This window comes from Agrobacterium sp. K11, from assembly GCF_059429395.1.
Genome location: NZ_JCAHRB010000003.1, coordinates 583,100 through 596,974 on the forward strand (window position 1 = coordinate 583,100; position 13,875 = coordinate 596,974).

Genomic DNA, 13,875 nt, shown 5'->3' on the forward strand with positions numbered 1-13,875 from the left:
TTCATAACAAAACCGCCGGCAGTGCCGGCGGTCATTAAAAAAATCAGCTCACGTCCCAATGAAGCGGGAACATCGGATCAAATACGGTCACCGGCCCGGCGCCCGTCTCGATCTTGGCGGGAAACGACACCGGCTCCTCGCGCTTCACTAGCGTGATGGTCTCCTCATTTGGCGCCAACCCGTACCAGGCTGGGCCGTTGAGGGAAGCGAAGGCTTCCAGCTTGTCGAGAGCGTTTTCCTGCTCGAAGACATGCGCAAGACAGCTCATGGTGTTGATCGAGGTATATATGCCGGCGCAGCCGCAGGCGCATTCCTTCAGCGGATCGACATGCGGGGCGGAATCGGTGCCGAGGAAGAAGCGGGCATCACCCGAAATCGCGGCCGCACGGAGTGCCAACCGGTGCTCCTCGCGCTTTGCGACGGGCAGGCAGTAATAATGCGGCTTGATACCACCGACCAGAATGGCGTTGCGGTTGATGATGAGATGGTGAGTGGTGATGGAACCGGCGAGATTGGCCTTGGACGACTTTATGTAGTCCACGCCATCGCGGGTGGTAATGTGCTCCATCGTCACCTTGAGCTCAGGCAGGCGCTGGCGCAGCGGCTCCAGAACCGTGTCGATGAAGGCTTTCTCGCGGTCGAAAATATCGACCTCCGGCGTCGTCACCTCGCCATGCACGCAAAGCGGCAGGCCGATTTTCGCCATGCGTTCCAGAACCGGCATCGCCTTGTTGAAATCGCGCACGCCGCCGTGGGAATTGGTGGTCGCGCCGGCCGGATAGAGCTTCACGGCGGTGATAAGACCGCTTTTCTTGCCCTCTTCCACGTCGTCGGCCTGCGTGTCCTCGGTGAGATAAAGCGTCATCAGCGGCTCGAAACGGTCGCCCGCAGGAATGGCCTTGACGATGCGTTCGCGATAGGCGCGGGCATCGGCGCAGGTGACCACCGGTGGCACCAGGTTCGGCATGATGATTGCGCGGGCGAAATGGCGGCTCGTATCCCCGATCACGCCTTCCAGCATGGCGCCATCGCGCAGATGCAGATGCCAGTCATCAGGGCGGCGAAGGGTGAGCGACTTCATCGGGATACCTCGGAGCATGACGGAATTGGCGCCCGCTTAGCATCTTTCGTCACAGGAAAACAGCCGCCGAGAGGCATCGGGCGGCTGTAAATGTCATTTTTTTGAAGCGAGCTTCAGATGCCGCCCGCTTCGGGACCCCACACATCCGTCATGGCAAAGCCGTCCGCAAAGGGATCGAAGGGGTCAAGGCCGACCTGGTGCAGCCCGAAGGTGAAACCGCGGCCGGCAATGGTGGGAATGACCGCCGGACGACCTGCCACTTCGGTGACGGCGGAAAGGCCGACATCGAATTCCGAACCGATGATCGAACGGGATTTGTATTCGTCTCCCACCTTCACCTTGCCGCGCGCATAAAGCGTGGCGAGATTGGCGGAATTGCCGGTACCGCAGGGCGAGCGATCCGCCCGGCCCGGCCACATGGTGGTGCAGGTGCGGATGGAACCATCGGCATCCACATCGCGGAACATCACATAGGCCACGCCTGATATGGCGGGGATTTCGGGATGCACGACCGTCATTTCACTGTTGACGAGGTCCTTGAGGATCATGCCCGCAGCAACCAGTTTCGCTGCATTGGCCTTTTCGATGGTCAGGCCGATCTGGCGCACATCGACCAGCGCGTAAAAGATGCCGCCATAGGAAATATCCATCGTCACCTTGCCCCATTCGGGCGTGTCGATGGTCACATCCAGCTCATGCACGAAGGACGGTACCATGGTCAGCTTGACCTTTTCGCAGCGCCCGTCGCGGCAGGTGGCGGTGGCCTTGACCAGACCGGCGGCCGTTTCCAGAATGACGACCGTTTCCGGCTCCTGCATCTCCACCATGCCGCTTTCCAGAAGTGCTGTCGTCGCGCAGATGGAATTGGAGCCGGAACTGGCATGCGCCTGATCCGGCTGGAGAATGACGAAGGCTGTATGGGCATCCGGGTGTTTCGGCGGCAGCAGAAGATTGACTGACCCCATGGGCGTGCCACGCGGCTCCAGCGTCAGAAAGCGGCGCAGGGCTTCCCCTTTTGGATCGGTATTCATCCAGTCAAGCTGCTCGGCCACGGTGTTGCCGGGAATTTTCGGCGCGCCGCCGGTGACGACACGGCCGATTTCGCCTTCGCAATGAACATCGAGAAGCTGCAGGGTGCGTTTCCAACGCATGGGATCTTACTCCGGAAGTTGAGCTGTTGACCCGACCATATAGGTAAAAATACAAGCTGTATACAAATCTGCGCGAGCTGGATGGCGAAAATCGCTTATGGTTTTCGCCATCCAGTTCTCATCATGATCTAGCGATTTCGGCACTCCGCCCGGTTACGATTGGCGGCGGCGTCGCAATTCACTCGCGAAGACTGAACTGCCTGATCGTCCACCACGGAGCCGGCCGTATCACCAACCGATCCGACGGTGTTTTCAACAGAGCGACCGAGCCTCTCCACCTGCCTGCCGTAATTTTCACGCGTGCGCGGATCGAACACCGCAATGGGCGCGCTGACCACGACGCTTGCCGCCGTTCCAACCGTTTGCGCGGCACCGATGCTGACCGCGCCCAGCGCCTCCCCCAGACCGACATCGGAATCCGTCACAGTCTGGCCGGCAATGAGGCGGTCGCCGATCAGGCGCACGACTTCAGGGCTTTCTGCAAATTTGCCGTGGTTCAACCGGTCACCGGATTGCAGCTTGGTCAGATCGAGTACAGTGATGCCGGCCTTTTCCAGCTGGCTGCGATAGGGTTCGACGGAAGGGTCGATCTGGCCCAGACGGTCGACATTGCCGGAAATGCGGCGCGACAGGCTGAGCGCACGGTCATCCTGCGAGACGAACAGGGTGAATTTCGGCGGCGCCTTGCCGAAGCTGGCGAACTGCCGGCTGAACACGTCCACATCGAGATCTGGTGCTGCCAGAATGACATTGCTGATCTTCGGATCGACGCGGCCGTTGCGGATGGCCATCTGGCGCAGCGCCTCCACGGCAAGCCATGTGCCCATGGAATGCGCCATGACCGTGACCTCGCCGATCGACTTGTCCTTTGCCAGACGGGTCAGCATTTCCTCAAGCGCATCGCGCGAGTAATTGGTGCTTTCCTTGTCGTAATTATAGTCGAAAATACTCGCCCGTGACGGCCATGTGAAAACCACAGGCACGACATCCGAGCCGGAATCATAGACGATCTGCGCAAAGCGATAGACCGATTCCTCGTAACGATTGTTGAAACCGTGCACGAAGACCAGAACGCGGCGGTCCTTATGGATATGTTTGCTGATCCAGCTTTTCGTCTCCGCTTCGGAACGAACAGGCTCAACCGCCACCGTGGTGAAATCCTTCAGAGGGTTAGGCGGCAGCTTCTTCGGCCACTGCACCTGCCCGACCTTGCGGTTGGCCTTGGGCGGAATGGAGATGGTGACGGCATCGACCTTCAAGCCGGTTCCGCGTTCGCCGCCGAAAAGCACGGCTGCATTGTCCGAGGGAGCTCGCGTGGTGGCGACCAGGAGATTGACGGGCGTGGTTCCCGCCACGGTCTGCCCTGTTGGCGTCATGACCCCGATGGGACGCCCCCCGCAGCCAGCGAGCAGGGCAACAATCGCGATTATGGCTACGAAGCGGATTGGCATCACATCACTCTCCTGCAACCCAAAGGCAGCCGGATAGCGGCCAGAGGACAGGAATTTCTACCGGAGGCGGAACTGCCGCGCCAGCAACCATCGTGCAAGCGCGGAGATTTCCGCGCCGGTGTGTCCAAACAGACCCAATTTCCCCGCCTTGCGGAGCCGCGAGACGTGATTGTGACGTGCAGGCGAGTTCTATCGCTGCGGCAGCATTGTGCCCCTTTCGCGAAGGGCATTGTGCCAGGACAGCGCCTCTTCAATGAGGTGCGGCGTATGTCCGCCGCGTGCCACCGCTCGCTGGAAATAGTCCGTCAGGGCATCGCGATAGTGGGGGTGCACGCAATTTGCGATAATGACCGCAGCGCGCTCACGCGGGGCAAGGCCGCGCAGATCGGCCAACCCGATTTCCGTGACCAGAATATCCACATCATGTTCGGTATGGTCGACATGGCTGACCATCGGCACGACGCTGGAGATGGCGCCGCCCTTGGCAATCGACTTGGTGACGAAGATGGACATATAGGCGTTGCGGGCAAAATCCCCCGAGCCGCCAATGCCGTTCATCATGTGAGTGCCACCGACATGAGTGGAATTGACGTTGCCATAAATATCGAATTCCAGCGCGGTGTTGATGCCGATGATGCCGAGGCGGCGGATGACCTCCGGGTGATTGCTGACCTCCTGCGGACGCAGGATCAGCCTGCTCTTGTAATCGGCCAGTCGCGGCATGACCCGTTCGTTCATGGCAGAGGAGAGCGTGATCGATGAACCGGAAGCGAAAGTCAGCTTGCCCGCGTCGAAAAGCTCGAAGGTCGAATCCTGCAGAACTTCCGAATACATTTTGAGATCGTGAAACGGCGTATCGATGAAACCGTGCATGACGGCATTGGCGATGGTGCCGATACCGGCCTGCAACGGCTGGAGTTCGTGGGTCATGCGGCCATGACGGACCTCATTCAGCAGGAATTCGGTGAGATGGCCAGCAATCGCCTTGGTCTCGTCATCAGGTGGCAGCACCGTCGAAAAACTGTCGCTCTTGTCGCTCAGGACGATTGCGGCGATTTTTTCCGGCGGCACCGGAATGAACGGCAGACCGACGCGACTGTCCGTTGCCACCACGGGAATGGGCATGCGGGTCGGGCGTTTTGCGGGGATGAAAATATCATGCAACCCCTCGAGAACGTCGGGTTGCGACAGATTGATCTCAACGATGACCTTTTCAGCCAGAATGGCAAAGCTCGCCGAATTACCAACGGATGTGGTGGGCACGATACCGCCGTCCGCCGTAATCGCAACCGCCTCGATGATGGCCACATCCACACCGTGGATCTGGCCGCCGCGCAATTGCTCGACCGTTTCAGAAAGGTGCTGGTCGATGAACATCACCTTGCCGTCATTGATCGCCTTGCGCAAAGCGGGGTCGGACTGAAACGGCATACGGCGCGCCAGCATGCCCGCCTCCACCATGGTCTTGTCGAGATCATTGCCAAGCGATGCACCGGTCATCAGGGTGATCTTCATCGGGTGCGTCTTCGCACGCTCGGCCAGCGCCAGCGGTACCGCCTTTGCTTCGCCGGCCCGCGTAAAGCCGCTCATGCCCACCGTCATGCCATCCTGAATAAGGCCGGCAGCCTCTTCGGCGCTGACGATCCTGTTCAAGAGGGACGCGTTGCGGATACGCTTTTCAAGCATGCACTTCTCCATGATCTGCATTCCAGATGGCGCGTCACGTGGCTGGCCACCTCACCAGTGACTATGGCGCGGAGTTTCAACGATGAAACTGACATAGATCAAGGGTGTGAACGGGACCATGGCTTTGATCCATCAAATCTGATCGACAGACCGCAAGTGGCGCATCGGCGCGACAGGCTGCAGGGCCATCGCAGCATCGCAGCCGACCGCAACCGCTGATGAGGCGTATGGATCGCCTCATTACATACCGGAGGGTTGCCTCAGCTATTGCCCGCAATCAGGGGCCTTCGCATGCGGAGGCCTGACCCAGCACGACCTGCCCTACTTCGACATCATAGGCACGCATGCCGAATGTACCGAGGCTGATCACCCGGTAACAGGGGTTGCCGCCGGTCCACAGGGGATCGACAACCTCGATATCGGTGATGAAGCGATGCGCGCAGGCCTGGCCGGAACTATAGGCGATGCCTTCAGCGCTGGTGCCCGCCATCGGAACGTGAATATGGCCAAAAACAATATGGCGCACGCCGGCCGGATGTCTGCCTAGACGCTGCATAACCGCGCCGTCATCATGCATGCCGATGTTTTCGAAATGCCGGATACCGCAATCCATTGGCGGGTGGTGAAGGAAAACTGTCACGGGAAGGTTGCCAGCGCCTTCAAGCGCCTTGTCCAGCCATGTCAGGCGATCCGCACCGTACATGCCGCCGATGACATCGGCCTCGTGGCTGTCGAGAAACAGCAGCCGGCCGAATTCGGTATCGATAAAGGACTGGATATAGCCGTTTTCATCCCTTGGCTGTTCGGGAAAGGCCGCCACGAATTCCGGACGGCGGTCGTGATTGCCGAGCATCAACCGCACGGGCAAGGACACGGACGCCAAAATGTCGCGAAGGAGTTCATAGGCCTCCGGCTCGCCGTAATTGCAAAGATCGCCCGTCATCACCAGAAGGTCGGCGTCTGCGTGTTTTTCGACAATATCTGATATCGCCGCGCGCAACTGCTTCTCGGGATCCACGCCGTTTATCGCGATGCCTGGCGGCAAAAGATGGGTGTCTGTAATCTGGATGATCTTCATTGTCGGTCTTTCTGCATAAAAATGGCTGCGGGAATGTGGTTCCCGCAGCCTTTTCCATGGTGTCGCTTACTTCAGCAGGGCGTTGGTCTGCTCGACGATCTGCTTGAGGCCAGCTTCCGGCGACACTTCACCGCGCATGACGGTGCCGATGATATCGCGCTGGGTGCGCCAGATGCGGACGGAATCGCCACCGGGATAACCGGCCCACGGCAGAGAACGATCAGCCTGCAGCGAAGCTGTCTTCACATTCGGGTTCTCGGCGTAATAGGGAGCCAGGAAGTCGGCGCCGGTTGCCAGCTTGTTGGTCGGCAGGTAGCCGGTGATGCGCACGATGGTGTTCTGCGCCTCGGGGCCGGTGATCCACTTCAGGTACTTCCAGGCAGCATCCTGCTTGGCTTTTTCCTGCGTCAGTATAACGGCAGAGTTGCCGCCGGTCGGCACGCCGCCCTTTTCCTTGTTGTCGAGCGGGAAGGTTGCCGTCTTCAATTTGAAGCGGTCACCAACCAGGCCGGTGATGGTCTGAACGTGGGCCGGGGTTGAGAAGATGAAGCCGGTAAGGCCTGCACCGAACTGCTGGCGCGACTGGTCCCAGTCGAGCAGGTTCTGGCCACCTTCGGTGACGAACTGGCGGGTCATCTTCAGGGCGTTGAGGCCGATCTCGTTGTCGAACGCAACGGTCTTGGTCTTTTCGTCAACGAGCTTGCCGCCCTGTTCGAAAACAAGCGCCTGCCACAACCAGTCATCCGGCCAGCCATTGATGTCGTAGCTCATGCCCGCAAACTTCGGGTCGAGTGCCTTGATCTTCTTGGCGAGAGCGATCAGCTCCGGGAAGGTCGTCGGCATCTTGTCCGGGTCGCCGCCAGCCTTGGTGACGAGGTCGGAGTTGATGTAGATGATCGGCGAGGAAGCGTTGACCGGCAGGCCGTACTGCTTGCCGTCGATCTGGCCGAGAGCTGCCATCTTCGGGCTGTAGTTCTTGTCGAGGAAGGCCTGACCGCCTTCAGCCTGGATGAATGGGCTAAGATCGGTGATCTGGTTGCGCGGTGCGAGCGTGTGCACCAGTTCCGCCGTCAGGTTGTAACCCGAGAAATAAACATCGGGCAGATTGCCGGTGACGGCCGAGCGCAAGACCTGCTGCTGGCCTTCATTGTAGCCTGCGGCCGGAGCGAGGAAGTTGATCTTCACATCCGGGTTCTTCTTCATGAATTCATCGGCCAGCGGCTGATGGAATTTCGTGAAACCCGGCAGGTTGTAGAGAACGTTCAGCGTGATTTCGTTGGCAAGAACCGGCGTTGCGAGGCCTGCAAACGCCACGCCGAGTGCCAGACCGCCCATCAGAGCGCGTCGGTTGATTTTCATGTCATTCTCCAAAATGGGTTGGGAGGAGGAGTTCGAACGACGTCACTTGACGCCGGTCATGGTAATACCGGCGATGAAATGCCGCCGTGCGAGGAGGAAGCACAGCACCATTGGCGCGGTAATCAGTGTTGCGCCCGCCATCAGGGCACCGTAATTGGCGCCGGATTCGACATCCGCAAAAAGCATCATGCCGAGCGGGGGCGGGGCGAGATTGGTGTCGGAGACCACGATCATCGGCCAATAAAGGTCGTTCCAGTGGGCGACGAGCGAGAAGATCGAGAAAGCCGCGAGCGAAGGCAGCGAGCCGCGCAGCACCAGTCCCCAGCAAATCTCCATTTCCGAAAAACCATCCATGCGGGCCGCTTCGATGATTTCATCCGGGTAGCTGCGGAAGGACTGGTTGAACAGGAAGATGGCGAAGACCGACAGGAAGAACGGCATCATCATCGCGAAATAGGTGTTCAGCAGTTCCGTCTTCGCCAGACCGACGAAAAGCGGCAGGGCAAGTGCCTGAATTGGCACGCAGAGTGCCGCGATGATGAGACCCAGCAGCAGCTTGCGGCCCGGAAACCTGAGCTTCGCCAGCGCATAGGCCGCCGGCACCGATGTCAGGACCTGTACGACGAGGATACCGACGCAGACGATGACGCCGTTCAGCATGAAACGTGCCATCGGCACCTGGCTCGCTGCGCGGGTATAGTTTTCGACGGCATCGAATTTCGCCGGGATCGGCCAGAGCGAGACGTCGAATATTTCCGCAGGCGAGCGGATCGACGTCAACATCATCCAGTAGAACGGCAGCAGCATCACGAAAGCGCCGAGTGCCAGCACGAGATGCGGGAAGTATTTGCGAAGCGCGGCCATCAATAGTGCACCTTCCGGTCCATATGCAGCGTCTGGCCGATCGAGAGGATCAACACGATCGCGAGGAAGATCACCGTCAGCGCAGCGGCATAACCGGTGTTGGAATATTCGAACCCTTCAAGATAGAGATCGAAAAGCAGGGTTTCGGAACCGAAGCGGCCCTTGGTCAGCACGGCAACCGTCTCGAACACCTTGAAGGCCGAGATCGAGGTGGTGACCACCACGAACATCGTCGTCGGCCCCAGCATCGGCCAAGTCACCGTTAGGAACCGGTCGATCGGGTTTTTCGCGCCGTCCAGTCTCGATGCCTCGTGCAGATCCTTCGAAATGGCGGTGAGGCCGGCGAGGAACAGCACCATGTTGAAGCCCAGAACCTGCCAGACACCCATCAGCGCCATGGTGGGAATGAGCAGGACCGGGTTGGAGAGGAACGCGACGGGCTCGAAGCCGAACCACTTGATCGCCGCATTCACCGGGCCAAGCGAAGGATGCAGCAGAAATTGCCACACGGTCGCCATGGCGACGAGCGTTGCGGTGACGGGCAGGAAATAAGCGACTTCCCAGAAGGCACGGCTGCGCTTGCGATTATAAACGAGCAAAGCCACGCCGAGCGCCAGGAACACGCCGAAGGGAATGACGATGACCGCATAAATGGCGGTATTCGCCAGCGCGCGCAGGAAGACCGGGTCGTGGAAAGCCTTCACGAAATTGTCGAGACCCACAAAGCGGGTGGAGAGTGCGCCGAGCTTGTAATCTGTGACGGAAAAACCGGCCAGAACGAATATGGGAACTATATAGATTGCCAAAAGCAGCAGACTTGCCGGTGCCGCGAACATCAGGCCACGCCAGATCATCCGCCGGTCCGCCTTCGAGAGGCGCGGGCGAGACTTTGCGCGCGTGGCCGAGGAAAAATCAACCGCCGTCATGCCGGCACCATTTCACGCACCGTCGTCTTGCGACGCAGGCCGTCTGCGGCAAAAAGATGCACGCGCTCCGGCGCAAAGCCGAGGTTCATCACGCCGTTCTCATCGGCGCCCAACACCTCGCCCGCGGCCTGACGCAGGGTAATGGCGACTGTCTCGTCGCTCAGAAGACGGCAGTTCACGAAACGGTCCGCGCCATGGGTTTCGCTGCGGGTCAACCGCACCGCGAAGCCTTCGGCACCCGGGCGCAGATCCTCGGCGCGAAGACCAAGCGTCGCCGGGCCGGCATCACGACCAGAAGCCTCGACGCCAAGATCGCGGCCGAAAGCCGTGACCTTACCTCCAGCATGGATTTCCACCGGCAGCAGGTTGATCGACGGCGTGCCAATGAAGCGCGCAACCGTCAGTGTCGCCGGTTTCCGGTAAAGCTCGTCCGGCGTGCCCAGTTGCTCGATACGACCTTCCGACATCAGCGCTATGCGGTCCGACATTGTCATCGCTTCGATCTGGTCATGGGTGACGTAGATAAACGTCGCGCCCAACCGCCGGTGCAGCCCGGCAAGCTCCTCGCGCATGTGGGCGCGAAGCTTTGCATCTAGGTTGGAGAGTGGTTCGTCCATGAGGAATGCGGCAGGCGAGCGCACCAGTGCCCGGGCTAGCGCCACGCGCTGGCGTTGGCCGCCTGAAAGCTGGGCCGGCTTGCGGTCCAGCAGATGCGCGATCTGCAGGGTCTCGGCCGCCTGTTCGACGGCAGCATCGATCTGGCGCAAAGTTTCGGCAGGCGCCGCAAATCTTCCGATCAGCGGCAAGCGTGCAGCAAGCGGCAGACGTCGCATCCGAAGCGGCGTTGCGATGTTCTGGCGCACGCTCATATGCGGATAAAGCGCGTAGGATTGAAACACCATCGCCAGATTGCGGTCACTCGGATCGATCTCCGTCACATCCTGACCGCCGATCGTCACCGAACCGCGATCCGGCGTTTCCAGCCCCGCGATGATGCGCAGCAGCGTTGACTTGCCGCAGCCGGACATGCCGACGAGGGACAAAAATTCTCCGGGACGGATCGAGAGATCGATCTCTTTCAGAACATCGTCAGCTCCAAAGCCTTTTCCGATACCCGAAAGTTCAAGTGATTGTGGCGTCATTCTGCGCTCCTTTTCTGGAGCGCATATGCTTATATTGTATGACAATATGACGAAGGTTTGCAGAAAGTTCCGTGACACTGAAAAGCCCGGCAATCCCGGCTCATCGCCACGCCTTGCGATGCCGACCTTCATAAAAAGCCGCTAATATCAGGGGGCAGTTCGACTATCCGAGCTCGACGCTTGTTCACTGGCTCCGCGAGCCTCGCGGGCCCGGTTTCTAAACGGCTGCAAGAATCACATGAGCCTGAATTTTGGTGACGACTTCGTCGCTGCCATAGCGCGCTTCAATGGCGGATGCGGCGCAGTCCGTCGCGGCTTCAAGTTTTCCCGGCGCTCTGGCTTCGATTTCGGTCCGGAGAACGGTTCCCTGACAATAGGCGATGGCAGGAATGCGCGGTGACGATGCACGGCTTTGCGCCGCTATCGTCTCGATCACCACCCGAGAGAAGCCGGCACTTTCCAGCTCACCACGAATCAATGTCGTATCGTGGTAGCCGTGCGGGGTGCGGACCATGAAGCGCGGCGGATCGTCGGGAAACAGGCTTGCAAGGGCGTTCGTCACCTCATTCGCGAGATGATTCTCCTCGATGCGGTCCCATACGTTGAATAAATAATGGCCGCCGGGCTTCAGCACCCTCTTCGCTTCGCGATAGGCAGACGGGCGGTCGGGAAAAAACATCGCACCGAACTGGCAGATAACGAGATCGAAAGCAGCATTTTCGAACGGCAGCGCCTGAGCGTCGGCTTGGCGCCACCGGATGCGATTGTCGGACACCTGGCGCGACGCCGCAAAGTCAAGCATCGGCTGGTTGAGGTCTGTCACGACATAGTTTGCCGCGGGCGGTAATCCTGGTGCCAGTTCACGCGTGACAACCCCGGTACCTGCGGCGATTTCCAGAACATTGATCGGTGTCAACGCCGCCGCCCGCCGTGCCAGATCGCGGGCGAATGGCTCGAAAATCAACGGCACCATATAGCGGTCGTAGTTTTCCGGAATAGAGCCGGCAAAAACCTTGTCCGTTTCCAACATGGCTTCCACCCTGCGGTCAGCTGATGACCCCGGAACTTTAGCACATATACGGGAAATTCGGAATCTGTTCGGCCACGTGGGTTTTACGGATATGCCAACGGTGCCGATATTCTATCGACACGACAAACAGCTTTAGGCAAAGGCAGTATCATAGTATTTTTGTGGGAAGAGAAATGGCGCACCCGAAGAGATTCGAACTCCTGACCCCCAGATTCGTAGTCTGGTGCTCTATCCAGCTGAGCTACGGGTGCGTGCCGTTCCGGTCATTTCCGGTGGCGTGGCGATCCTCTAAAACGTCCTCATTCCGATTGCAAGCGATTTCGTTTCGAAATTGTCATTTTTCCGCAGCAATTCATGTATCTTATTGATTATACTAGAAATTCCATCAAGGGCATTTTTGAGTGGCCATATGGGGCGCATATTCCGGGAGGTGCGGCGATTGTGCAGGACCTTGTTCAGGCGAAGTCATCAGGCGGTTCGAGCGGCATGTACGGAGGCGGCGCGGTCGGCGATCTCGATGCGAAACTGCGTACCGGGACCGGGTTTTTCGACAAGCGCTATCGTGCCGCCATGGGCAAGCACAAGTTCCCGCGCAATGACGAGGCCGAGACCGGTGCCGCCGGAGCGGGCCGATCCCCGGAAGGCGGAAAACAGGTTCTCTTTCGCCTTGCGCGGCATTCCCGGCCCGTTGTCGTCTATCACGATGCTGACGACGTTGCCGGCCCTCTGGGCTGCAATCGACAGATGCCGAGGCGCCGCGTTCGCCGTGTCGGATTGCAGTGCCTGAACGGCGTTGCGACAGAGATTGTGGATCACCCGGAAAAGCTGCTCGGCATCCGCATCGACGGTGAGATCGGGCGGCACGCTATCGTGAAACTCGATGCCGCTTTCCGGATCGAGCGCCAGAATGTCACGCACATCCCGCACCAGAAGACTTAACTGCACCGTCTTGCGTTTCGGCGCGCCCTCCGTCGCCTGCCCGTAGGCCAGAACCTCGGTTGTATAGGCCACGGCGCGGTCGATCGTGCGCAGCAGTTTCGGCGCAAAGCTCCTGACCATCGGATCCTTGGCGTCCACCAGCCGGTCCGACATAAGCTGTGCGGATGACAGGATATTGCGCATGTCGTGGTTGATCTTCGAAACCGCCAGACCGAGATCCACGAGGTTTTTCTGTTGCCGCAGGGTTTTCTGCAACTCCGTCTGCATATCGGCCAGGTGACGGCCTGCGACGGACAGCTCGTCGCTTCCCTCCTCCGGCACGAAAATCCGCTCGGGATTGCCCGGTTCCTCGGAAAAACGCTGCATGCCGAGCGTCAGGCGACGTATGGGCCGGATCATGATGCGGTTGATGGAAACGAAGATGAGACCGGCGGTGACAAGCGACAGGACGATGGAGATCAGGAAAACATTGCGGGCATAAGCCAGCATCGCCGCCCGTAGTTTGTTTTCACCCAGCACGAGTTCAATGATGGTGTCGCTGTCTCCGACCACATCGAAAACGCGGATGACGCGATTGCCGCCAAACAGCAATGTGGAGAAGGCATCCCGTACCGCTGCCAGTTGCGAGACATCGGAAAGATCATATTGCTCATCGACCCCGGGTGGCGTTTCCGCCACGGCAAGCAGGCGCGATGTGCCATCCTTGCGCAGCGCAATCAGCTTCGCCCCGGTGGCCATCAGCGTGTCGTTCTGCACGCTCCGCGGCAATTCGGCCTGCAAGCCATCGATCACCGCGCCGGCTGCTGCCGCCGTGTTCAGACGGTCCCGCAGCCATGAAAGGCGCATATTGGCGACCGAAGGCACGAAGATCAGCACTTCGGCAATCATCACGAAAATAACGGTGAGCAACAGCAGGCGCCCGGAAAGCCCCCCGGTCAATCCCGGCATGCAGTGCACCGGATTGTCTTCCGTGCCGTCCAAGCTGTCTACGCCTTTAGAAAACACCGGGCCCTGATCCTGTATGCGCGCCGCCGCTTCGGTGGAACGGCTCGGTTTATATGCAAGCACGATAATAGGACCTAACAGATATTTTTCAAATGCGTTGCAAAACAAACGTTTCCATCGCCTGAAAAACAAAACGCCGCCCGGGAGGGCGGCGTTTGACTTA

Annotated in this window: 11 protein-coding genes and 1 tRNA gene; all 12 read right to left on the reverse strand. The window is 59.4% G+C overall.

Going from position 1 to position 13,875, the window contains the following annotated elements:
- Positions 1–43: 43 nt before the first annotated feature.
- Positions 44–1,081, reverse strand: a complete 1,038-nt coding sequence (pyrC, locus tag AC5SEO_RS08015) for a dihydroorotase (protein ID WP_003514871.1) — start codon at positions 1,079–1,081, stop codon at positions 44–46.
- 113 nt (positions 1,082–1,194) lie between these two features.
- A complete protein-coding gene (locus AC5SEO_RS08020) occupies positions 1,195–2,232 on the reverse strand; it encodes a 4-hydroxyproline epimerase (RefSeq protein ID WP_065661431.1) in 1,038 nt (345 codons plus the stop codon).
- 128 nt (positions 2,233–2,360) lie between these two features.
- Positions 2,361–3,683, reverse strand: a complete 1,323-nt coding sequence (locus AC5SEO_RS08025; protein ID WP_013635402.1) for an alpha/beta hydrolase — start codon at positions 3,681–3,683, stop codon at positions 2,361–2,363.
- A gap of 189 nt (positions 3,684–3,872) precedes the next feature.
- A complete protein-coding gene (scpC, locus tag AC5SEO_RS08030) occupies positions 3,873–5,369 on the reverse strand; it encodes a succinyl-CoA:acetate CoA-transferase ScpC (RefSeq protein ID WP_003514866.1) in 1,497 nt (498 codons plus the stop codon).
- A 277-nt stretch (positions 5,370–5,646) separates the two neighbouring features.
- Entirely contained in the window at positions 5,647–6,447 is an 801-nt protein-coding gene (locus AC5SEO_RS08035; RefSeq protein WP_174060684.1) for a phosphodiesterase, read from the reverse strand.
- 66 nt (positions 6,448–6,513) lie between these two features.
- Positions 6,514–7,806, reverse strand: coding sequence for an ABC transporter substrate-binding protein (locus tag AC5SEO_RS08040; RefSeq protein ID WP_013635399.1), 1,293 nt, complete (start codon positions 7,804–7,806; stop codon positions 6,514–6,516).
- Between the two features lie 42 nt (positions 7,807–7,848).
- Positions 7,849–8,670 (reverse strand): carbohydrate ABC transporter permease, encoded by an 822-nt coding sequence (locus tag AC5SEO_RS08045; protein WP_003514860.1) that lies wholly within the window; start codon positions 8,668–8,670, stop codon positions 7,849–7,851.
- On the reverse strand, positions 8,670–9,596 hold the full coding sequence (locus AC5SEO_RS08050) for a carbohydrate ABC transporter permease (RefSeq protein WP_003514858.1): 927 nt from the start codon (positions 9,594–9,596) through the stop codon (positions 8,670–8,672). The genes AC5SEO_RS08045 and AC5SEO_RS08050 overlap by 1 nt, the downstream gene beginning before the upstream one ends.
- Positions 9,593–10,738, reverse strand: coding sequence for an ABC transporter ATP-binding protein (locus AC5SEO_RS08055; RefSeq protein ID WP_174060683.1), 1,146 nt, complete (start codon positions 10,736–10,738; stop codon positions 9,593–9,595). Before AC5SEO_RS08055 ends, AC5SEO_RS08050 begins: the two co-directional genes overlap by 4 nt.
- A gap of 217 nt (positions 10,739–10,955) precedes the next feature.
- Positions 10,956–11,768, reverse strand: a complete 813-nt coding sequence (locus AC5SEO_RS08060; RefSeq protein WP_174067974.1) for a class I SAM-dependent methyltransferase — start codon at positions 11,766–11,768, stop codon at positions 10,956–10,958.
- A gap of 174 nt (positions 11,769–11,942) precedes the next feature.
- A tRNA-Arg gene (locus tag AC5SEO_RS08065) sits at positions 11,943–12,019 on the reverse strand.
- A 217-nt stretch (positions 12,020–12,236) separates the two neighbouring features.
- The gene (locus AC5SEO_RS08070) at positions 12,237–13,655 is read right to left on the reverse strand and encodes a sensor histidine kinase (protein ID WP_038492672.1); all 1,419 of its coding nucleotides are present in this window, start codon (positions 13,653–13,655) and stop codon (positions 12,237–12,239) included.
- Positions 13,656–13,875 lie beyond the last annotated feature (220 nt).